Annotated in this window: 16 protein-coding genes; 5 read left to right on the forward strand and 11 right to left on the reverse strand. The window is 41.4% G+C overall.

Annotated elements, in window-relative coordinates; all coding sequences use genetic code 11:
- Positions 1-231 precede the first annotated feature (231 nt).
- Complete coding sequence (locus ABD930_RS20645; RefSeq protein ID WP_345234959.1) at positions 232-3,000, forward strand: substrate-binding domain-containing protein; 2,769 nt, start codon at positions 232-234, stop codon at positions 2,998-3,000.
- An 89-nt stretch (positions 3,001-3,089) separates the two neighbouring features.
- Positions 3,090-3,446, forward strand: coding sequence for a winged helix-turn-helix transcriptional regulator (locus tag ABD930_RS20650; protein WP_345234961.1), 357 nt, complete (start codon positions 3,090-3,092; stop codon positions 3,444-3,446).
- Between the two features lie 24 nt (positions 3,447-3,470).
- On the opposite strand, the gene ABD930_RS20655 is transcribed toward ABD930_RS20650, so the two are convergent.
- Complete coding sequence (locus ABD930_RS20655) at positions 3,471-3,962, reverse strand: c-type cytochrome (protein ID WP_345234963.1); 492 nt, start codon at positions 3,960-3,962, stop codon at positions 3,471-3,473.
- Positions 3,949-5,244 (reverse strand): PQQ-dependent sugar dehydrogenase, encoded by a 1,296-nt coding sequence (locus tag ABD930_RS20660; RefSeq protein WP_345234965.1) that lies wholly within the window; start codon positions 5,242-5,244, stop codon positions 3,949-3,951. Before ABD930_RS20660 ends, ABD930_RS20655 begins: the two co-directional genes overlap by 14 nt.
- A 188-nt stretch (positions 5,245-5,432) precedes the next feature.
- Between ABD930_RS20660 and ABD930_RS20665 the strand changes: the two genes are divergently transcribed.
- From ABD930_RS20665 to bla, 3 genes are all read left to right on the forward strand, one after another.
- A complete protein-coding gene (locus ABD930_RS20665; protein ID WP_345234967.1) occupies positions 5,433-6,206 on the forward strand; it encodes an NIPSNAP family protein in 774 nt (257 codons plus the stop codon).
- Between the two features lie 359 nt (positions 6,207-6,565).
- Entirely contained in the window at positions 6,566-7,213 is a 648-nt protein-coding gene (locus tag ABD930_RS20670; RefSeq protein ID WP_345234969.1) for a DedA family protein, read from the forward strand.
- Between the two features lie 30 nt (positions 7,214-7,243).
- Complete coding sequence (gene bla, locus ABD930_RS20675; protein ID WP_345234971.1) at positions 7,244-7,972, forward strand: BlaB/IND/MUS family subclass B1 metallo-beta-lactamase; 729 nt, start codon at positions 7,244-7,246, stop codon at positions 7,970-7,972.
- Positions 7,973-7,980: 8 nt separating this feature from the next.
- Here bla and ABD930_RS20680 read toward each other — a convergent pair whose 3' ends face one another.
- From ABD930_RS20680 to ABD930_RS20720, 9 genes are all read right to left on the reverse strand, one after another.
- A complete protein-coding gene (locus ABD930_RS20680) occupies positions 7,981-8,637 on the reverse strand; it encodes a hypothetical protein (RefSeq protein WP_345234973.1) in 657 nt (218 codons plus the stop codon).
- A 50-nt stretch (positions 8,638-8,687) separates the two neighbouring features.
- On the reverse strand, positions 8,688-11,429 hold the full coding sequence (locus ABD930_RS20685) for a hypothetical protein (protein WP_345234975.1): 2,742 nt from the start codon (positions 11,427-11,429) through the stop codon (positions 8,688-8,690).
- Between the two features lie 119 nt (positions 11,430-11,548).
- The gene (locus ABD930_RS20690) at positions 11,549-12,583 is read right to left on the reverse strand and encodes a PKD domain-containing protein (protein WP_345234977.1); all 1,035 of its coding nucleotides are present in this window, start codon (positions 12,581-12,583) and stop codon (positions 11,549-11,551) included.
- 51 nt (positions 12,584-12,634) lie between these two features.
- A complete protein-coding gene (locus tag ABD930_RS20695; protein WP_345234979.1) occupies positions 12,635-14,014 on the reverse strand; it encodes a discoidin domain-containing protein in 1,380 nt (459 codons plus the stop codon).
- Between the two features lie 43 nt (positions 14,015-14,057).
- Positions 14,058-15,785, reverse strand: a complete 1,728-nt coding sequence (locus ABD930_RS20700; protein ID WP_345234981.1) for an alkaline phosphatase family protein — start codon at positions 15,783-15,785, stop codon at positions 14,058-14,060.
- Positions 15,786-15,821: 36 nt separating this feature from the next.
- Positions 15,822-17,447, reverse strand: coding sequence for a DUF5008 domain-containing protein (locus ABD930_RS20705; protein WP_345234984.1), 1,626 nt, complete (start codon positions 17,445-17,447; stop codon positions 15,822-15,824).
- Positions 17,448-17,483: 36 nt separating this feature from the next.
- Positions 17,484-18,230 (reverse strand): fasciclin domain-containing protein, encoded by a 747-nt coding sequence (locus ABD930_RS20710; protein ID WP_345234986.1) that lies wholly within the window; start codon positions 18,228-18,230, stop codon positions 17,484-17,486.
- 32 nt (positions 18,231-18,262) lie between these two features.
- Complete coding sequence (locus ABD930_RS20715; RefSeq protein WP_345234988.1) at positions 18,263-19,816, reverse strand: RagB/SusD family nutrient uptake outer membrane protein; 1,554 nt, start codon at positions 19,814-19,816, stop codon at positions 18,263-18,265.
- Between the two features lie 10 nt (positions 19,817-19,826).
- The gene (locus ABD930_RS20720; RefSeq protein ID WP_345234990.1) at positions 19,827-23,042 is read right to left on the reverse strand and encodes a SusC/RagA family TonB-linked outer membrane protein; all 3,216 of its coding nucleotides are present in this window, start codon (positions 23,040-23,042) and stop codon (positions 19,827-19,829) included.
- Between the last annotated feature and the right edge of the window lie 9 nt (positions 23,043-23,051).

Genomic DNA, 23,051 nt, shown 5'->3' on the forward strand with positions numbered 1-23,051 from the left:
AAAATGATTCATTCGTATTTCAATTTTTAAACAAGACATAATATCCAAAAAATCAACATATTATCCAAATACAACTATTACAAGCACTTCAATTTCGTATCAAAATCTTCATTATTGAATCTATTTTTTCCAGGATAGAATAGTGTATTTTTTACACCGTGGTAGATTAATCATGAAATCCCGTAGAAAAAATTAGTATATTCAACCCGCTGTTGACGCAAAACCAGTTTTATGTACCGCATTTATTTTTTCCTTTGCTTCGGTTTACTGCTGCTATTCTTTTCTTCTTGTACAGGAAAAGCATCAAAAAAGCACTATACGGTTGCATTTTCTCAGTGTGTTGGTTCTGATGCTTGGCGAAAATCGATGTTAAAGGAAATGAAACGGGAGTTGTCTTTTCATCCCGAAATTGATTTCCTATATGCCGATGCCCGAGGAGACAACAACAGGCAGTTTGCGCAAGTACAAGCATTTCTTAAAAAGAAGATTGATCTGTTAATTATATCGCCTAACGAAGCCGATCCCCTTACTCCCATTGTTGATCAAGCTTTTCAACAAGGGATACCGGTTATCGTTACCGATAGAAAGACATCGTCTGGCTTGTATAACGCTTATGTTGGATCCGACAATTATAACATCGGCTATTTAGCCGGGCAATACTTGGCGCATCATCTTCAGGGCAAGGGTAAAGTGGCACTAATAACGGGATTACCAGGTTCTTCAGCCTCCATAGAGCGCGAAAAAGGGGTAAAAGAAGCCCTACAGCACCACCCAAATATCGCTATTCAAGTTCAGCTGAATGGCCAGTGGTTAATTCAGGTAGCCACCGATGAGGTACAGCAACATTTGCGGCAATTGCAAGAAGTAGATGCAATTTTTGCTTTCAATGATCAAATGGCTATCGGCGCATACCAAGCCCTTCAGCAAAACCATGCTAAAAAGCCTATTAAGATTTTCGGTGTCGATGCCCTCCCTGGAGCGGGTAACGGACTGGAACAAATTGCACAAGGCCATATCAATGCTTCCGTACTATATCCTACCGGAGGCGCTGAAGCCATTCGGACGGCTGTAGCAATCCTTCATAAACAACCCTATCAACGAGACAATTTATTAAATACACTTGTTATCGATTCTGCCAATGTACAGCTGATGAAAATGCAAGCAGATAAAATTGACAGTCAGCAACAAGACATCGATAAACAGCAACGGCTATTAAACGAGCAGCAGAAAATCTACCGTAACCAACAATCGGCCTTAAATATATTGGTCATCAGTTTGGTTCTTGCCATTATTTTTGCTGGTATAGCTATCTATTCGTTAAAGAGTAATTGGGAGAAAAACAAGCATCTGGAAGAGCAAAATGCTGAAATTCGTAAACAACAACAGCAACTCATTGACATGAGCGAGCAAGTAAAAGAAGTTTCAGCAGCGAAAACCAACTTTTTCACTAACATATCGCATGAATTTAAAACACCTTTGACATTAATATTGGCACCTGTGGAAGACTTACTAAAAGAACCGTCACTTCCCCCAGCGCATAAAGAACATTTACTTCGTATTAAACGAAATGGATTGCGCTTAATGAACTTGGTTTCAGAACTCATCGACATCCAAAGGCTTGCTCAGGAAAAATTGAAATTAAGAGCTGCTGCTCAACCTTTTCAGCGATTTATTAATCAGATTGTACAATCTTTTAAACCTTTAGCCCATCAAAAGCATATTCTCTTGAGTGTAGAACACCATACAACCATTAGCAATTTATGGTTTGATGCAGATTTAATGGAAAAGGTACTGTATAATTTACTTTCCAACGCCTTTAAATTTACACCCAACAATGGTAGAATTCAGGTAAAAACTGAACAAAATACATTTGGCGACCACGTATTAATACGGATCATTGATAACGGAAAGGGAATTCATAAAAACCATGTAGAACATATTTTTGATCCTTTTTATCAAGGTGCCGCCTATAGTACTGGAGGATCAGGCCTAGGATTAGCCTTGGTAAAAGAAATCGTGGAATTGCATCATGGCCAAATTACCGTAAGCAGCAAAGAAAACGAAGGAAGTTCTTTTACGCTGAGATTGCCCGTTGGAGATGCTCATCTAACGGACGCCGAAAAAGAGATGGCTATTGAAGAGATAGCCGATTTGCCTAAGGCATCTCCCGATTTAACAACCTTACAAACTCCTCATGATTTGGGTATGGAAGAATGGGAACATCTGCCTCCTAAAACGAACACGTTATTGGTCATTGATGATAATGAAGAAATTAATTATTTTTTCCGGGATAAGCTAAGCGAATATTATCAGGTATATACATCGACCAATGCAGAAGATGGCATCAAGTTAGCCTATACGAAAGTTCCAGACTTAATCATCAGCGATGTAGTCATGCCCGGCAAAAGCGGGATTGATTTAGTGAAACTACTAAAAAAAGATACCCGTACAGCAACTATTCCTATTATTTTGTTAACGGCACTCGATTCAGAAGATCAACGGGCAGCCGGTTTACAGGCAATGGCCGATGCTTACATTACTAAGCCCTTCAGCACGACTCACTTGGAAGCGGTTATCCAAAACTTAATTGCCTCCCGAAAGGAACTTAAGCAACGATACAGCAGTGAATTATCAGCCACGGTAGATCATACCAATGCTTTCAGTGAACTAGACCGCCGCTTCCTTAATGATCTCTCAGCAATTGTAGAAACCCATTTAGCCAATCCCCAATTAAATGTTGACGATATCTGTCGACAAATTGGTATATCCCGCGTACAGTTGTACCGTAAGGTCAAAGCGTTATTGCACTGTAGTGTAAATGATTATATTATCCATCGGCGCTTAAAAAAATCAAAATACCTTTTACAGCAAGATATGACCATTAATGAAGTGGCTTATCAAACCGGTTTTTCGTCACCCACTTATTTTGCAACCTTGTTTAAACAGAAATTTGGATTAAGTCCCTCCTCTTTCAAAAAGCAATTGCACCACAAATCATAGGATATAAACAGATTTGTTACGTTTCAACGGTGAAAACGCATCTATTCTTTAGCACGTATAACGTATATTAGCTTGAAAAAGCCAAATTTATGCGAAAATTAAGTTCTACAAATTATTACAATCAAGTTTATTTAGAAGACAAATGCGCCCTAAACGAACTTTTATACCTGCTTAGTAAACGATGGCTAACAGAAGTTTTATTTAGCATTGAAGAGGGTAATAACCGTTTTTCCAGTATCAAAGAGGATTTGAAACACATCAGCGATAATATTTTAGCGAATCGCTTAAAACAGTTGGAGCATTATCAGCTAATTAGCCGACAAGAAAATGTGCATGAAGTACCTTTACGCGTGGAATATACCTTAACCTCATCTGGTACGAAATTAAGTGATATGCTTGATCAGTTATGCAAATTTGCCGAAAGTGAGGTCGTATTCCCTGAATAAAAACCCACAGTCGGTTCAAGCTACTTATTTGAGTTTGGCTCTCACCGTTTTAACCTCGTTTACGCGAATGGTGTCTGTTTGATTTCCAAAACTAGTTCGCACATACGATAATACTTGGGCAATTGCCTCGTCGCTTAAAAAATTATGTGGAGGCATCGCATTATCAAACGTTTCCCCATTAATCTCCAATCCTTCATTTGATCCCTTTAATACGATACCAATTAATCGTTCCTTATCGCCTAATACGTACGCTGTACCTTTTAAAGGAGGATTTAAATTGGGTACTCCCCCACCATTTGACTGGTGGCAGGTTAAGCAATAATCTTCATATACCTTTTTCCCAGCCAAAAGATTACCTGTCAATGTTGGCGTCTCTTCCACGTTAGGATGCGGTGCTGAAGCACTAAGTTCTTGTTGTTCCTTTTGCTGTCCTGTTTCTTGATGACCATTACATCCTGCAATGGTTCCCCCTAAAACGATCGATAAAAAATAATAAAATAGCTTATTGCTTTCCATAAATAATCCGATAGATGGTTCCTCCTGCATCATCCGATACGTACAAGGAACCGTCTGGCCCCTGTGCCAAGCCTGTAGGCCGATGTTTTGCATCCCCAGGAGATTCCACTTGCTCCGCACCAGCAAAACCTTTCGCGAAAACTTCCCACTCCCCATTCGGCTTTCCATTTTTAAACGGCACAAATGCGACGAAGAACCCCTCTTGTTTTGGTGCCCGGTTCCATGAACCATGAAATGCAATGAAAGCCCCATTTCTATATTTTTCAGGGAACATATTTCCGGTATAGAATAATAAGGCATTAGGAGCTAAATGACCAGGAAAAGCAACGGCTGGGTCAGCAATACTATCCGCACTTAATGCCGCTCTATGACTTTCATATTCCGGATTTAGCACTTTTTGTTTTTTATCCTGATCATAAAAGAAATAAGGCCAACCAGCGTTTGTTCCTTGATGTACTTCATACATCGTTTCTGCAGGTAAATTCACCGACACATCCGGCCCCCCAAATAACTCTGGATAAAAATCCTGTAAGTTGTCCCGACCATGCTGCATGACAAACAAAGCGCTGGCCTGCTTATTCCAGTCTAATCCAACCACATTCCTTAAACCAGTAGCATAGTGGACACCATCAGCATAACCCTGCTTTATCCCCTCCGCTTTAAATTGCCAAATTCCTCCTGCAGAATCTAAGATTGGACAAGGCAACATCCCCGGAGAACCTTTGGTACGATCCTGTATTTGACAGGCATTGGAATAGGCACCAATATTTACATAGATGTTACCCGCTTCATCTAAGCTAATGGACTTAGAGTTATGCTGACGACGGTCTATCAATCCGCTTACAACAGTATCTGGCTTCTGTCCGTCTATAACATGCTGGTGCTCATTCAATTTATAACGGAATACATCGGTGTTGGAGGAAGCGTAAAGATAATCCCCCTTCATGGCAATGCCTGTTCCATCATAGTTCCCAAAACCTGCTGTACTATCTACTTTACCGTCGCCATCGCCATCGGATAACATCAAAATCCCGCTTCCATCTTTCGGTTTTTCAAGTTTGACAAAAATGTCACCATTTGCATTGACCACAAGATGGCGGGCCTTACCCACGCTGTCTGCTGCCTTAAGAGCGCCAAAACCTTCCGGTAAGGTTAGTCCGGCGTTATCTTCATCCGCTACAACGGTTTTTGCTGATGGTTTACAAGAAACCAAAACAGCTAGCATGAAAAGAGCAGCTAAACTGCTGTTCTTTAATGAACCTAAATTCGACATATGTTGCATAAGGTATTTCATTTTAATCATCAATAGGGTTTATAGCCAAGCAAACAAATGGTATATCTTTTAAGTTTTACAAAAAAACGTCTTTCTAGTTTAAATTTCAATAACTTCCTAAATTGTGAGTAAAGAAAGCGATTGCTTATTCGTATACAAACCTCATTTTTTTGCTATCTTTATCTCGAAAAGACAACATGAAAACCACGAAACTGCTTATCGTATTCACATTCATTTTTCTTACCAAAAGTTTTGCTGCACCACGGTATATTTATCAATTAACAATATATCACCTCCAAAGCCAAGAGCAGGAAACGCGTGTAGAGCATTATCTTCAACACGCTTTCGTCCCCGCGCTTCATCGGGCAAATATACGTACAGTTGGGGTTTTTAAGCCGATAGCTACGGAGAAAAAGGACGCAGAAAGACTACTTTACGTTTTTATTCCTTATACCACTTTTGATCAGTACCTCGGTTTGGAAGAACAGCTTATGAACGACAAGACCTATCAGAAAGCAGGGTCTGATTATATCCATGCGGCTTATGATAACCCTCCTTATACACGCATGGAAACTATATTCATGAGGGCTTTTGAAAAGAGTCCAACAGTCAGCATACCCCAGTTAAAGGGAAATCGCAAAGACCGGATTTATGAACTGCGAAGCTACGAAGGGCCTACTGAAAAACGATACCGCAATAAGGTTGACATGTTCAATTTGGGCGATGAGATTAATCTCTTTAAACGATTAGGTTTTAACGCGGTTTTTTATGGAGAAGTGTTAGCTGGTAAAAATATGCCCAATTTAATGTATTTAACCACTTTTGAGGATATGCAGTCAAGGGAAAAACATTGGGATGCATTTAACAATGATCCCTATTGGAAAAAATTATCCTCCTCACCAAATTATCAGCATAACGTAAGCCATAGCGATATTATCTTTTTATATCCAACAGACTATTCTGATTTTTAATGTTTGCCACCTCCTATAATTTACTTACTGACTTTTTCTTATCAGCTTGTAGAAGTTTTACGGGGAAAAGCTTATTAAGCATGTTCTAAAACATTATCTTAATACTTTTTGTTACCTTTGTCGGAAACTAAAGCAGATTGCTGACATGATGCTTCGGAAAAACGAAAAGATAGGGGGTGTAAACGCGGCAAAAACCCACTTATTACCAATTTCTCTTTCGGTATACTCTTTTTTAATCTTTTTCTGCCAACCCTTAATCTACAACAAGTAGATCCGGCAATTAACTGATTTTAAATAGCTTATAGTATCATTTTTTTATAATGAACACTGTTTTCATTCATTTTCTTGGTTAACGTTTAATGACAGATTTTTTTGATTTTCTCCATAATCTTACAGACCCAGTTTGGATTATGGATAATGGCGGACTTTACCTTCTACTGTTCATTGTTTTTATTGAAACTGGAATTTTATTGGGTTTCTTCCTTCCGGGTGATCCTTTATTATTTATTACCGGTATTATTTTAGCCAATAATACCCTTACCGAGGTTAATCCTGTGGTTAGCCTTTTATATTGGGTTTTACTGATTTCTATTGCCGGCATTCTCGGTAATTTTTTAGGCTATTGGACAGGAAACCGTTCGGGCAAAATATTATTGCAAAGAAAAGATAGTCTATTCTTTAAGAAGAAATATATCACTCAGGCTCAAGAATTCTACGAAAAGAAAGGTGGGAGCGCCATTGTATTGGCACGCTTTATGCCTATCGTTCGCACCTTCGCTCCAATTGTTGCCGGTATAGTGAAGATGGATTTGCGCAAATTCTCGATTTTCAATATTATTGGTAGCTTTTTATGGGTCGGCGTGTTGGTAACGGCGGGCTTTTTATTGGGTGAAAATGAATGGATTAAAAACAACTTGGAAAAGATTATTTTTTTAATTGTAGCTATTGCTACTACACCCGTTATAGTAAAAATAATTAAAGGACGGCTTAGGAAAAAAACGGCTTAATCATAGAATTTTAATACCTTTGGCGCTACGATGCAATCTCTTTCTATAGCTTTTATTTTTTTATTTGCCATACTGGCCAATTGGACCCAAACACCATCTAAAAAATTAACCATTACTCCGCTAACGGGCGATTTATATGTTTTTACAAGCTATGGTATGTACAACGATCAACCGGTCCCGGCTAACGGTATGTACTTAGTCACTAAAGATGGTGCTGTACTATTTGATGCCCCTTGGGATACCACGCAATTCCAACCTTTACTGGATAGCATCAAACGTAAGCATGGCCAAAACGTAGTGCTATGTTTGGCCACCCATTGGCATGATGATCGTTCAGCCGGATTGACCTTTTATGCAAAACACGGAGCCAAAACCTACACATCAAAATTAACCGATCAATTATGCAAGGAATACCATAAACCACGCCCAAACTACACCTTTAATCAGGACACTGTTTTTACGGTTGGCGAATACAGCTTTGAGGCTTATTACCCAGGCGAAGGCCATACTAAAGACAATATTGTGGTTTGGTTGGAGAAAGATAAGGTACTGTATGGCGGCTGTTTAATAAAAAGTACCGCAGCAACAAATTTAGGGAATGTTGACGATGGAAATGTTCGCGCATGGCCGCAAAGTATCCGCAACATACAGCAAAGGTTTGGGTTGCCCCAGTATATCGTTACCGGCCATGACCGCTGGGACAGCAAGGCATCCCTGGATTATACCCTAAAACTATTAGCAGAACAAGGGGCAAACTAAATTTTGGGTTAAATTCGTGATTTCTTGTTGAAAATGCTTTTAAAAGTGCTTAAAATTTCAAGCATCTTTTGCCGGCTTGCCCTACCAGGACATTCTTTCTCATAAAAGGCAGGTTCATAAAATTGTAACTCTTGGCTTTCATCACTGGTTATCAAATAAAGCGTATACGTAACACCGTCAAAAATATGACGAGGTCGATCCGCTGAATCCACCACAGGACAACCTTCTCCCTCTGCTCGATCATCCTTGAGTTGCCAGGGTTCCAGCTTCATTATATGAATCCAAAAAACTTGTGCACGATCTACGTCTAAGGGATACACTTTAAAATAAGCATTTAACCTTAACGAGTCTTTTGCAGCAGCATGATATTGTTCATTCAGTATAGCTGCCAACTGTTTGGGTATACGTTTCAGGGAAGATTGTTGCGGAGGAACCAACTTATATTGATAACACGCTACGGTATCTCCTTTTTTGCTAAGCACCAATGCATTGGTATTGCCCAAAGACCAACCACTTTTTTCGGTTAATATCAGGGTGCTATCTGCACTTTGCTTAAAGGCCTGTTGTAAGGTTAACGTGTCTTTTGTTTGAGCATGAAGCGCAGAAAAGATGAGGCTTACCAGTAGTAAGAAACAACCTGTTTTGGTCATTATCCATTTATCCATACACCATCACTACAAAAATCGTTCCCGGTAGGATACTTGTACGAAATGAACTATTTGGCAATTTGATAGCGAAACACTTTTCTACCCAATTGTCCGTTTGCACCAATACCTTCAATTTCAATACGGTACCATCCTGGGTTTTTCGTATTAAAGTAACGTACCTGACCTTTACCTGTTTTATCAATAGATATGGCAGGATTCCAATAAACGGTACTACGCTGATCAGCCAATGCGTCTAACCGCTCTGAAACCCTATATTTGGGCGAATAAAACTCACGTGTTACGCTAAACCCTTTAGGGGCATATAACTGTGCACTATAGTCGGTACGTTCATTAGGCGTCCAGCCTTTAGTATTGATCAAGATAACGCCATTGGCACCCGCCTGTCCGTACATATTGGTAAGCGATGGGCTACGCATCACTTCAATGCTTAAAATCTGGGTCGGATCAATTAAATTCTGCTCAAAAATCCCCAAAATGTCCATCGCATCCGAATTCGTATTGTACTGTTTGTTATCGACCACTAAAAGCATCTTACCTCCACGGGTTGAGTTGGGGAAACTCACCGGTCCGATATCGGTTTGCTCCACTTTAAACACCACACCATGTAGGCGCCCCTCCAAGCACATACGTAAGGTAGGGCAGGTTCCCAACTCATTACCTGAAATAACTTGATCAGCCCTACCCGCTCCATTCAGATTATGCGATATCGGTAATTTCTTTTCCACCCGCGCATTCACAATGACCTCATTTAACTTGATCATTCTGCTTTCTAAGCCCAGGTTACTTAATTCGGCATCGTGTTTTTGCGTACTCTCGAAATACGTATTCAGTTGTTGGTTCACATTTAAAGAGAAATCAGCTGTATTCTTATTGGGTGTTACCGCTAAACTTGGTATACCATCCAAGCTTATTTCGACTTTGTCGCTTCCTTTTTCTGTACGCCCTTGTATAGTAAACTTGATATTATCGGTCAAAAATAAACTATCGAATGTAAATTTTCCTTCAGTATCGGTTTTCGTTTCCAACGCAATATTTGCCGTTGTAGAAAACAAGGTAATCTTTCCATTCGGAACAGGCTTCCCATTACGCAACGTCAATAGTTTACCCGAAATAGACGACGTTATTTTCTCTGCTGGATACGTAGGCTTTCCTATCTTACCTTGCAATAAATCTTTCCAAACAAAGCGCCGATAGCCTTGAGTCATCAATAAGAGATCCAAGTGATCCAGCCTTTCATTGCTTATATTCGTAAAATAATAATTGGGATCTTCGATATACCCCTTCAAATTGGCTTGCAATAATAATTGCGACAAAATAGTGCTTCGTTTCTCTTCTTTTACAGGCACCTGGCTTTCATCAATAACGGCCATAGAAAGATTGCTAACTATTGGTTTTCCGGCAACATCGGTCACCAGAAAATCCAATACCGATTCACTTCTGGGTTTTACAGCATCCGCAAGGCCGTTTAGTTTTACCACCAGTGTATCCGGCCGTGGAATATAGGTCAAGCGCTCATTAGTGGCCTGCCCTTCGTGAAACAAAGTGAATTGGACAATACCCGACTGGTGCTGTTCCAACGGAACATACAACGAAGTTAACGGCCTTACCACATTCAACTCGGCGGCATAAAAGATCTCACCGTCCATTTGTGCTACCAACTGCACTGGCTGTTTGAGCCGGTCGGCGCTACTCATGATACGTACCATTATCGTATCGTTTGCTTCTTGCGGATAGACCGACAAGATATAGCCAGACGATTTTACTTCCGGAAGAGGACAGTTCTTCGTTTCACCATTTGGGAAAGTCACTTTCGCTTGATACTTTTTTCCTGTTTCGGGGGTGAGCATAAAAGACCCCATACCAGCATGTACGCTGTTAAATGTTATTAAGGATTGGTTTTGTTCATCTACTATTGTTCCTGATATTGATATTCCTAAACCGTTCTCGCCAATAGCCTTAAAGGCAACACGCGAGGGCATACCACCAACTAAATCACCACTTTCTGGAAAAAACTGCACATTAGCAGCCGTATATTGGACTGTTATGGGAAATACATGGGTCGCTGTGAGTTTCTTTTCAAGTTCAATTTCACTCACAATAAACGCATTTGTAGTATCACGAAGATCTTTTTCATCGAAGGCAATATGCAACATTCCTTGGGCATCTGTCTTCACTTTTCGATGACTAAGCAGTTCACTGTTGGTACGCAAGGTGTAATCAACAGGCTTATCGGTTAATGGAGCACCCTTCATATCCAAAAAATGAATATCCATGCCTACCGCTTTCCCTTTCTTCTGGTCATCTAAAGTTAACTTGGCCGCTGCTTGCGTGCCTGTTTGGCTTAAAGCGCCGATATAAAGTGGCCGATCAAAAAAATAATCGCTACCGGCATTTCGCATCCACTGGGTATAAGCCCTTAAGCGATAATTGCCGGAGCGCAGTTCTACCGGTAAATCAATATTACCTTTAGCCATGCCGGCCATGAGTGGTAGTTTTAAGGAAGAAACGACCGAATCTGTTGATGAAATCAGGTCGACATAGAGCGCACCGCTGAGCGAAGAGAGTTGATGATGGGCTCCTATGACCGTATACGCTTTAAACCAGATAGTATCTCCAGCCATGTAATAAGGTTTATCCGTATGAACATGTACTTTTTCTTGGGGAAAATCTTTTGCCCAAGTTTCCAATGGCTTCGCTATCTGCTCGACATTATCTTGAGCCTCTACATAAAGGCAAGAGTATACCAAGCAAACAAGCAAACTAAAACAACGACAGTAGGGTTTGATCATAATAAGCAATTGGGTATATGGTTAGCATAAGTTATTTTAATAAAATGAGTAATACAAGCCAATGGAGAGGGGTTTTAAAAACCCCTCTCCATTGGCTTGTATTATCTATTGCTCAGCAATTAATCCTGCGGTAATGAAAGCACGCGCCATTCAGACATTTGGAACAAACCAGCACCGTTGAGCTTGGTCACATACATCCGATAGAGGTTATATGCCTTCGTATTTTCAAAAATAAATGTTCTCGTGAAATTACGGCTATCAAATTTCTCTCCTGTCCTTTCGTCCAATACATCCCAGGTTTCCCCATCCGTTGAGGCTTCCAAACGCCAATCCAATGGATCTCTTTCAGGAGCATCATTACCAGAGGTAAATGTATACCCTCCTAAAATGACCGGATCATAGAACTCTAACTGAAACCATAAGTCGCCTGCATAATTAAATTGCAAAAACTTGCTATTCCTATCACCATCCACCAATTTCTTGGATCCTTCACCAGCATCTGGTCCGCCATCATTATCACGTGATACAGAGAGCACACCATTATCTGTTGCATCACGCACCAAGCCTAGATTCGTCAATAACCGGGTTATTTGCAATACAGAGCCTTTAGGTGTTTTCCCTTGCAGAGTATAATTCTCAAATTTCCCAGCCTCTACTGGTATATTGATTTGGCGTTCTGTCGAAAGAGGTTCACCTGTAGCCACCTCACCGCTATACCATTTTACCTCGCTCAAGTTTACACCCGTCAAGATACCGATATCCAAGGTTCCGTTACCCTTTCGATGTGGATCCATTTCCATCAATGAATCTGGATTGATCTTAATAATATTTTCCCGCTGTGCCCAGTACTGCTGGCCGTTTTCGGCGCGCATCATAACTGTAAATGTTCCTGTTTTCAAGAACGTATGCTCTGGTGAAGTTTCGACCGAACTGCTATCATCACCAAATTCCCACCGAACCACGTTAAAGTTCGTGGCCTGATTGGTGAAAGCGAAAGTAAAAGGGTCGTCGTCTGCCACCTGCTTATAGGTAAAAGCTGCCGTTGGTTTCGGTTCCTCGGGTTCGGGCACTTCTTTTTTATCGTCTTTACACCCTACATAGAGCACGGCCATCAAAGAACCAAACATGCATAATTTATTCCATTTTATTTTCATAATTGCCATTTAAATCGATTTCATATTAACCTTAAGCACATCATTACTCCTTTATGGGACTTGAATCAATCGCCATTCCGAAACCTGTATGACTCCGCTGCCATTGTTGTCGGTCACGTTTAAGCGGAAATACTTATAGGCATGCGTAGCATCAAAATCGTAACGTACCGTCAAGTTCCGCGTTGCGAACGTTTCTCCCGATCGGGTATCCAAGGTTTCCCAGTTTTCTCCATCGTCAGATCCCTGCAAATTCCAATCTTTCATATCCCGATCTGCGGCATCATTTCCTGAAGTAATGGTATATGCTCCAATAAATTGCGCTTCGTCAAAAGCCAGCTGGAACCAACTGTTTGCTCTAAAATCGGGTTGGAAGAATTTACTGGAGTAATTTCCGTCTACCAGTTTGTTAGACCCCTCCCCTGCATCTGGTCCACCACCATTATCATGATCCACCGTTAGGGTACCGAGGTCGGTGACATCCCTTTCCATGACCATGTTGGGCTGAATAACAACTACCACATGATTTTTTTCGGTATCCAATACGTGCCTGCTCGTTGCCGTTAACTTCACCACAATAGCAAGCGTATGATCCGCATGTTCTTCAATACTGGACCAAGGTATAATCACATTCATATCGGCTTGGCTAAGGTTGCTACCTACCTGATAAGTATCTTTTAATTCAAACTGATTGGTAGCCAATGCGATCGTGTTTTTTGGCAACGTACCATTTTTCACTAAGGTAGCGACGGTGTCTTCATCTACTTCCGTGCTCACTTCAAAGAAATTGCCTGGTGTACCTGCCAAACTAATACCTAAGGGTATACTGATTCCCGCAGAAGTTACGCTATAATTTTTCCTTCTGCTTGCCTCAATGATACCACCTCCACCATTGGTAATCGACACATAATGTATCTCTTCCTGCTTTAATATATCTTCTGTATTGAACACAATCACTTTTGTTTTTTGATCAAGCGTATTTCCTTTTCCTGGGTCGGTCAGGTCATATGCCAAAGCAACATCATGACCAAAATATTTCTCCAGTTCAGAGATGGATACCCTGATCTCAAAACTAGCCTCACTCGCGCCATAGGCCACATTAACCGCATTAGGAACGATAATACTCTCTGTATTGACGGCATATACGTCGGTTAAACTCTCCTCTTCTATTAAACGGGGTACGGTATCTGTATTGAGCTGCAAACCTACCTGAAAGGCCTTCGTTGCAGGATGTGCCAAGGTCACCTTTACCGGAATAGTGACTTCATCGCTATTCTTGGTCATCTCTCCGGCGATGTCTCCCGCCGATACCATCGTAGTCACATTATCTGTCAAGGAAAAATTGTCTAAGCCTTCTTTCTTACACGCAATTATTCCAATCGCACAGAGAGCCATTATAGAAAAATGTTTCCAATGTTTATTTGCTTTATTCATATCTGCTCTTATTAAAGATCCATGCTTTACGTATCTATTCCATTTATTGATCCAGCCAGGTACGGCCATCCAACTGCCAGCTTTCTTGGCGTGCAATTTTTAACCAGGTAAAAATCTGTGTGGGCACATCAAAAGAACGTGGCACTGATTGTCCCAAATCTTCTGTAGTCGGTGCGCATAGATAATCGTTAATTTCATTGTAAGAAAAATCATCAGAAGTCATGGTTAAATGGCTACCAAAAGGTCCTTCATCGCGAATGATACCGTCTGTATCACCTGCTACCGGCCAGTAACCAGCCAAATAACTATAATAAGGATGATTCTCATCGATTGTGGTTTCACAAGCATATTGGGCTATCACATCATCGGGTAAAGCGGCCTTCCATATTCGGATATCTGCCACATAAACATCCCCTTCACCATGTCCTTGTCCCTGGATATAACCTATTGATAAGGGAGCATCTGCATTTAGATTGCCCCACCCCTGAATGTTTGTTTCATTATTAAAGGCACCATTAGTAAACGTTCGAATATAACGTTCACCATCACGAATAACCCCTACAACCGCCACACTGCTCCAGCTTGCATCGGCCAACACCCCGCCTTTCACTTGATTACCATCTCCTGTACCGCGCGCATTAAACTGCCAGAAATCATTTTCCAAAAAAATCACCCATCCATTGGAAGGCCAGCCTGACGACCATTCCGGGCGCTTTCCTAACACACAGGGATAAATATTTTTGATCCGTTTATTTTTCTTGATCTTGAGTTCAATAGTAAAGGCGCTGCTATCTAAATCATATAAAGCGTTATTATCTGTTCCTTCTGCATCTGGTTCCAATATTGCCCGGCGCTGGCCTTGAAATTGGACAAAATCACCACGCAGCCTGTTACCTACAAACGGTTTACTAATGTATCGGGTTCTGTACCGTGCAGCGCTAAAGATGGTAAACGTATTAGCCACAGGATTACTAAACACGGTATTATCATCATTCGTTATTGGGTAACTTCCTCCGATACTAGAGGTCACAACAACCAACCAATTTTCCTGATTATACGTCGGACGGGCTTCTAGCGCCTCCAACATCTCCCCAAGTTCGTTATCGAAGGCCAATACGGCTTCTTTATAAGCGGGCTTTGTTTCGTCATAACCTACACTGGCCCCTACAGCATTGGGGTTACTGAAATGAGCTGTAATAAAACCGGCATTTTCATCGCCCAATGCTGTTTTTACGGCTGATTTGACGGCCTCATCATTCGCTAACAATTCACTTGCATCGGTATCATCCGTTAGATGATCTTTAAAGACCTGTGAGGTCGTAAACACTTGGATGTTCATTGCGGAGTCTAAGGCCTTAATGCGTTTATAGATCAGCGGATAGATATCAAAATGGTTATTACTAAAATCATTATCTAATACACCGTGTTTCGTTTTACTTACTCCGGTAAATAGACTGGCCCAATTGGCACCCGGTTTGGCGGTTTCCGCATCGCCCAGCGATACCCAAGAATAAATGGCATGGTTCAGTAAACTGGTGATATGAGGGGGTGCCAAGTTTTGTACGGATTGCCCCCGCATACCGTCCACCACGACATAGAGCACTTTTGGCTGGCCATAGGTTACGTTTACCGAATCATTGTTAGCCGTATCCGGAATCGTTTTGTCAAATTCTTGTTGACAGGATACCACCAATAGACCGGCAAACAGGCCTACTAATCCCAAATGTGGTAACATCTTCTTTAGTTTAGCAACTATTCTCTCTGTTCTCATCAGATTATATTATTTAATGGCAAATGCCGTTTTAATTTATTCTTCAATCAACACTCGGATCATGTTATAATAATATTGGCCGTTAAATTGTGTAAAATCGCCAATGAGCAGTAACGCCGGCTTATTATCCTCTGATCTCGTTTCATAAACGTCATAAAGATCTCCATTAAACGTTCCGATTGCATTGTATCCGGCTGCCAAGCTACCATCTGGGTTCAACACCATAAAGCGGTTACGCGTTTTTCCATCGTATTTATTAAAATAACCACTGACCACAATGAGTCCGTCGTTGAGTTGTTTGATAAAGCGGGGCAAACCATTCTCCAAGATCCGCGGCACAAAAGTGTCATCTAATGATCCATCCTCATTGAGCATCGCCATGGAGAGCTTCGACTTCCCATTGTATGTGCGGAAATTTCCACAAACGACATATTTATGTGTTGTGGCATTGTACGATGACCAATACACTTCATAATCAAAGCCTGCTCCGCCAGCATTGAACGTTGGGTCGATCGTTCCGTCAGCATTCAGCCGCAATATGTAACCTGCCGGCTGGCTATCAAACTGGCTAAAATTACCAAACACCAACATTTTTCCCTTCTGGGCACCCTCCGTATGATAATACGTGTCGGTGTTTCCATTAGCCCCGACCAAACTTTTATTAGTTCCCTGGTTAAAGCGATAGGTTTTATCCAAGGTTCCGTCTAAGTTCAGCCGTGCAAATTGCCGTACTTCAGTACTATCAATAATAATCGTATCCCTGGTTTCCAATTTATTGGGTTTATCGTATTGTCGGCTAACGTAATAACGGAATGATCCGGTAACCAATAATTTATTATTTTGATTATATACACGGTATACACTTCCTCCATGAAATCCAGCATTGAAACGCGGGAAATACTGAATGGTATCGGCTTGGTCTGGCCTACGCCAGGTATGGATTCCCATCGTATCGATGCTGCCATTGTTATTCAGCATGGTTAAATTACTGATATTGCTGCTTCGTTGGGCATAACCGGAAAATGTACCGCCAATATAAAACTTATTGTTGACCTCTATAATAGCACTCAAATACCCGTTTGCACCCAATCCTGAGCGCAGGCCGGCATCATAGGTCCCATCTAAGAAAGCGCGGGCAATACGATTAATAGGGCGCACCACTCCTTTATTATTATAGTTCGTAAACCCGCCTATAACCATCATTTTTTCATCATTAGTAAAGTAGATCTGCCCCACTGCATCGTTCGTACCCTGCAAAGCCGTAAAGGTAGGGTCAATTCTGATTTTACCATTTACCGTAAATTCAGGGCCAAAGGTAACCACATCACCTACCGAGATAGAGGTTACTCCTGTACTGGCAAACTCGGGAACAATAACGGAGATTTCACTTTCGGTTACCTCTTTAATCTCTGCTTCTTCACCGTTAAACCGGAATATGAGTTCATCTTTGTACGGCAGCAGGCCCGTGGCTGCTACCTTTACCGTTGTTCCAGGAGTTCCAGCTGTTGGAGTGGGTAGCTGTGCACGGTCTATAACAATACCCAAAGGGGCTTTTCCTTCCGGATAGGGCTCACTGAATTGTTCCGCATTTTTGCTGCATGAAAGCAACAAGAAGCACCAAACGGAGGCATATAATCCAAACTGGTAGACACTTGATCGCATACTATTTTCTTTTTTTTTAAAACCTTAATCCAAACGCTAGCGTTTACTTTGTACGATGTCATCGATAACTTCGCCACTATCAAAACCAAAACTACCCCTAGTATAATCCAGCACATGGACTACCCCATTGGTGGGTTGGATGTCAGACGATGCTACTCTATTTTCAATGGTCATATCGGGATACGACAAATTGGGGATATAATAAATGAACAGTTGCCGATATCCCATGTATTTCAAGACTGACTTTCCATCGCTGCTCACCGCATCGTTATAGAAGACGCCAATTTTAGAAATGGAATTATCGTAAGCATAATAATTCTGTCCTGGATACACATTCGATAAATCGGGATCGATTTGCGGATAGTCGGCCAGGACGTTTCTTCCCCTAAACATATAGCGTAAAAGATATTTTCGCCAAATGAGTGAATCGACATCTCCAAGCGTTTTAATCGTATCGCGATTTAACTCGTACAGTTTTTTATTCACTCCATCATGACGGTAGTCGCTAATCAAATCTTTGATATCACGATCGCTTGGGCAAAAAAATGTAAACTCTTCGTTATTGAATGTTTCTTCCAGGCCTGCCAAACGTACAATCTCTGCTATGGTATCGAATTGCATGGGTTTAGAGTCTAAATATTGTAATATCGTACCTTCAAAATGCGGATTGGCCAATCCGCCATCGGTGTAATATTCGTCTCTTTTACATGCGCCCCATAAAAGCGTAACCAACAACAGCCCTATACCTAGCTGTTTAAAGGATGTTATGTTTCTTTGCTTCATTATCTTTTCATTTTTAGCGTTAAACAACACCATTAATTTCCACCTCCTCCAGGCAACCAATATTGGTTCAATACCATATACGGATTATTGGTCAATGCACTATTATTGATTGGCCACGTCCATGCCCTACGAGTAAACTGATCTTGATTAAGTGGATGCGCAACCCAAGAGGAGTTTAAAATACGTCGGGTACGCACGAGGTCAAAATACCGGTGGCCTTCGCCAAATAGTTCACGGCAACGTTCCATAAAAATGGCATCTTTTAATGCTGTACCGGTTAAGCCGGTCACATCCGAAGCCCCGGCTCTTTTCCTAATGATATTGAGCGCATCAGTTGCACTGCCATCTTCTCCCAAATTTGCCAATGCTTCAGACCATAGCAGAATAGCATCAGCATAACGGAAAATCAGAAAAGTATTGTCGGGATTCTTATTTTCATTTCCAGAAGCATAGACATTCAGACCGAATTTTCGGGCAACGAACTGCCCATCGTTAGCCAACATTTCTTCAAACCAGATGTCTTTCCGTTTATCCGCCTCACTGGAAGGAAATATTTTTTCCATATAATCGGCAGTATAATAGCAAATGCTTATTTGGGCGTCATACCTGGGAAATTTATAAGGCCAACGGAGAAAATGATCACCAAATGGCGCCAAATTAGATACATCGTCGTCGTAATTGATACTACGATAGAATTCGAACAAACTTTCCTCAGAGCGCCCCTTGGTCACCAAAGCCCAGTTATCATCGTCCATAGGCAAGAGGCGATAAGCCCCACTATTAACCAACTCCTGCCCCAGTGCCGCAACCTTACGGTAATAACCTTCACTATGACTTTGATCGAAGCCGGCATTCCACATGTTCATGTGCATGAGCAGGGCTATGATACTACCGCGGCTCGCTCGTGCACCCCGCTGGGCGACATCAGACAATGTCCAAGGGCTATTGTCCTTTTGGCTTTCCAAATCAGCTATACATTTATTCAATACCGACACCATATCTTCCCGAGGCAAGGGGTCTGACTCATATGGTTCTGTATAATAGACCACATCTCCATACAAACGTACCATCCAGAAATACGTAAAGCAGCGAATAAACGTAGCTTCTGCCAGATACCGACGGGTATCCGAGTCACCTAAAGCAGGAATACCTTCATTTAATTTATCAATCAGAATATTGGCCGTCTGGATAACCTGATAATAGGTGGTCCAATTCGTAATATTTTCAAAATGATACCGATCCACATAGTCTTGTACGGTCATCGCTGTAATCAGCTCATTTCTTCCCAAAGCTTCAATAGCCTTCCTGGAGTTGTAACCATTTGCATTTGGTGACACGAAAATCTCACCGGTTCGTGCTTCCCCAATGGCACCGATCACCCAACTCTCATTGATTTTTTCGAAGAAGCGGCTGTACATATTCGCTATATTCGCTTCTACATCGTCTTTATTCTGATAAAAATTATTTCCTGTAAGCCGATCTACCGGCTGAATATTCAGGTAATCTTTACATGCAGACGCACTGGTCAACACGATCAAGATTACGATCGATTTCGTTATCTTTTTTATGATCTTCATCGTTTTCATGCCTGTCGGTTTAAAATTCAATATTACATCCAACATTATAAGTACGCGGAACAGGATACCCTTCCGATATATCACGTCCCATACTGGTTACATTCTCTGGATTAGGGCCGGAATAGCCGGTAAACGTGTAGAGGTTGTCCATTGATATATAGACCCTGAGATTATTGAAACCCCAGCTACGGACCAACTTTTTATCGAATGTATAAGAAAGCACCACATTATTTATTTTCAAATAAGATCCATCTTCCGCCCACAGCGTTTGATCATAACGGAAAGGATTGATGGTGCCGATCCGACTGTAATCATACGCGTAAGGGTATTTAGCAATATCTCCGGGTTTCATCCACATATTCAAATCGGTTAAGGGAACAACTACATATTTATGAGCGGTACCGAAAGGATCGGCCATTAGGTTTAAGCGATCCGCCAAAGCATTATTTAAAATGGTCCGTTTGGCGGTATAAGATGCATTGATATTCAATCCCCAACGTTGGTTATAAGTCAAATTTACTGCAAGCCCTCCGGTGAAAAGCGGTGAGGCGTTTCCAGTACGTGCATAATCGTTCTGGTCTAAGATATAATCGCCATTCAGATCCTTAATAATTGGATCACCCGCGCGGAAAGGTATTCCGTTTACACTGTAACGCAAGCCCGTTGCCGGATTGATTGGCACATCGTTATCGGTAGCATATACCCCTTCATTAATAAAGATATAGTTGGAAAGCGTAGGTGTACCCACACGGAACACGTTGTGCTGTAAATAGGTGTTCTTATTACCGCTATCGTATTCCCAACGAATAAACTGTCCACCGTAGTGATCAGGTAATTTCATCAAAATATCGCGGTTATATGCACCATTTACCGTAAACATTAAGTTAAAGCGGCTGCTCGGATTCAATGGACGGATGGTAAAGGATAATTCGTGTCCATAATTGACAATACCAGCATCGTTACTGATCAATTTGCCAAAGGCCGATGTATTCGATAACCCCTCATCAAAAAGTAAGTTATCTACCTTTTTATAATAAGTATCGTAAATAACATCGATCTTATTATTGAATAATGTAAAATCTAAACCTAAGTTATATTGAGTGGTGGTGGTTGGTTTTAGGTTCGGGTTAGGAATCTGATCGAAATTCAACCCGATTCCCTGCTGTCCGTTATAATTACCGGTAATATCGTACTTACCATATATACGTTCCAATGATCCGGTTGGGATTACATTGACCCCCCAGCTCAAACGCAAGGCTCCCTGATCTAACCAACTCAAATTTTCCAGAAATGCCTCTTTATTAAAATTCCAACGTAGACCAATGGCCGGGTTCTTAGAATAAAGGTTATCGAAACCATTACCAGATGAGCCATCCATGCGATAAGAAAGATCGACCACATATTTCTTTTGGTAATCATAGGAAGTAGCCAAGGCAAAAGAAACAGCTCTTTCATCCAAGAAATTGGTCAACACGCCTCCCCCTCTGGAATTATATCCATCAAAGCCTAAAGGACCTTGAAATTGGTCATTTGGTGTACGCTCTTGTCGGGTAATAGAATTTTGGCGATCACCTTTACGGATTTCATTAAAGGCATTGATAAAGATACTATGATCATCGCCAAAAGTCTTGGCATAGGTTAAGTTGGTACGGCTATATAAATTAGATTCCCGACCGTTAAAGGTATACACTTGAGCAAATTGGTTGTTCGCCGCCGCTGGTGTAAAGGTATCTTCATTAGACGAATTGAACTCGTAACTAAAAAAGGTGGTGGCTCTAAGTCCGGGTAAAAAGCTATACGATACCTCCACTACCGGCCGAATAGTCCGTTTATCATTATCATTTTTGGTACGCAAAGAAGCGACATACGTTGCATCAGCCTGGTAAAAAGAGGGAGGAGGAAGCAAAGTAGACGACTTTCCACCCTCTGAAATCCCGGTTTGCAACAGCCCATTCCCATCACCCTTATTCTGCTTACCCAATTGGGCATTAACCTGTCCGGTAAATTTAAACTTATCATTGGGAGCGTATTCCATGCGTAAGTTCGCCGTATAACGATCAAAGCCCGTATTTTCAATTACACCTTTCTCAGTATAATAACCCAAATTAGCCTTATAATTAAACATAGGATTGCCACCATCAATGGCAATATTATGACTCTGATTCCAGGTTGTACGGTAATATAAAGACTGCCAATCGGTTGAATTGTTATAATAAGCATTTAAGCTATCCACTAAATAAGGTGTTTGGATCAATCTATCCAAATCACCCTGTCCCATCGCATTTTCGAGGATTTGGCGAATTTTCAATTGACGTTCCAAATTACCACCCAAGGTAGGCCGTAAAGCAGGTGGTGTTTTCACGAAGGTATTATTGGTATACCTGACGCGGGGAATTTCTGAATTTCCACGTTTGGTGGTAATAATGATTGCCCCATAAGCAGCCATAGAGCCATATAAAGACGTAGCCTGTGCGTCTTTCAGGATTTCAATACTGGCAATATCTTCCTGCGGAATCATGGAAAGCGGACTTACTCCTGGTCCCTGTTGTTGAAAGCCATATTCGGCGGCTCCATCGGCATCCAAAGGGACCCCATCAATAACATACAACGGCGAGGTAGGCTGTAAAAAGGATTCACTGCCATTTCCCGTTACCGTAATGGTAGACAAACCCCTGATTTGCGTCGAACCACGGAAACCGGGGGCACCAGTATTGACTTGAATATTCATCCCGGGTACTTTCCCCTGTAATAATTGTTCCACGTTAGCCACGGGCACGTCTTGTACTTCATCACCCCCTATCGTATACGATGATCCAGTACTTAGTTGCTTAGACCGTGTTACGTAGCCCCGCACCACCACCTCTTCCAAGGCACTCTGATCTTCTTGCATGGTTACGGATAGAGTAGTCTGACCGGCTTTCAAGGTGACGTGCTTCTCTATATATCCCATAAATTTGAAAACCAAAGTAGCTCCTTCCGGTACATTAACCCGAAATTCTCCCCTAGCGTTAGTAGAAGCCAAGGCTCTCGGTGGTTTACCACTGATGACCGTCACCCCCGGTATGGTAATTTTTTTCTCATCGTAAACAACACCAGAGACCTGTTGTTGCGCAGATATTTTCATAAACGTTCCGCTTAACAAGATGAAAACAATAAACAACAATCCTGCTTTTGCCGACAACGTTTTCTGTTGTCTACCAATCTGCAAGCGTATATAAGGTGTAAAATTTTTCATATATTCCTG

It is taken from the genome of Olivibacter ginsenosidimutans (assembly GCF_039542865.1).
Classification (GTDB): domain Bacteria; phylum Bacteroidota; class Bacteroidia; order Sphingobacteriales; family Sphingobacteriaceae; genus Olivibacter; species Olivibacter ginsenosidimutans.

Excerpts from the sequence above, each read along its gene's own strand:
- ABD930_RS20645 (WP_345234959.1), top strand. The coding sequence starts at position 232 with ATGTACCGCATTTATTTTTTCCTTTGCTTCGGTTTACTGCTGCTATTC.
- ABD930_RS20650 (WP_345234961.1), top strand. The coding sequence starts at position 3,090 with ATGCGAAAATTAAGTTCTACAAATTATTACAATCAAGTTTATTTAGAA.
- ABD930_RS20655 (WP_345234963.1), bottom strand. The coding sequence starts at position 3,962 with ATGGAAAGCAATAAGCTATTTTATTATTTTTTATCGATCGTTTTAGGG.
- ABD930_RS20660 (WP_345234965.1), bottom strand. The coding sequence starts at position 5,244 with ATGCAACATATGTCGAATTTAGGTTCATTAAAGAACAGCAGTTTAGCT.
- ABD930_RS20665 (WP_345234967.1), top strand. The coding sequence starts at position 5,433 with ATGAAAACCACGAAACTGCTTATCGTATTCACATTCATTTTTCTTACC.
- ABD930_RS20670 (WP_345234969.1), top strand. The coding sequence starts at position 6,566 with ATGACAGATTTTTTTGATTTTCTCCATAATCTTACAGACCCAGTTTGG.
- bla (WP_345234971.1), top strand. The coding sequence starts at position 7,244 with ATGCAATCTCTTTCTATAGCTTTTATTTTTTTATTTGCCATACTGGCC.
- ABD930_RS20680 (WP_345234973.1), bottom strand. The coding sequence starts at position 8,637 with ATGGATAAATGGATAATGACCAAAACAGGTTGTTTCTTACTACTGGTA.
- ABD930_RS20685 (WP_345234975.1), bottom strand. The coding sequence starts at position 11,429 with ATGATCAAACCCTACTGTCGTTGTTTTAGTTTGCTTGTTTGCTTGGTA.
- ABD930_RS20690 (WP_345234977.1), bottom strand. The coding sequence starts at position 12,583 with ATGAAAATAAAATGGAATAAATTATGCATGTTTGGTTCTTTGATGGCC.
- ABD930_RS20695 (WP_345234979.1), bottom strand. The coding sequence starts at position 14,014 with ATGAATAAAGCAAATAAACATTGGAAACATTTTTCTATAATGGCTCTC.
- ABD930_RS20700 (WP_345234981.1), bottom strand. The coding sequence starts at position 15,785 with ATGAGAACAGAGAGAATAGTTGCTAAACTAAAGAAGATGTTACCACAT.
- ABD930_RS20705 (WP_345234984.1), bottom strand. The coding sequence starts at position 17,447 with ATGCGATCAAGTGTCTACCAGTTTGGATTATATGCCTCCGTTTGGTGC.
- ABD930_RS20710 (WP_345234986.1), bottom strand. The coding sequence starts at position 18,230 with ATGAAGCAAAGAAACATAACATCCTTTAAACAGCTAGGTATAGGGCTG.
- ABD930_RS20715 (WP_345234988.1), bottom strand. The coding sequence starts at position 19,816 with ATGAAAACGATGAAGATCATAAAAAAGATAACGAAATCGATCGTAATC.
- ABD930_RS20720 (WP_345234990.1), bottom strand. The coding sequence starts at position 23,042 with ATGAAAAATTTTACACCTTATATACGCTTGCAGATTGGTAGACAACAG.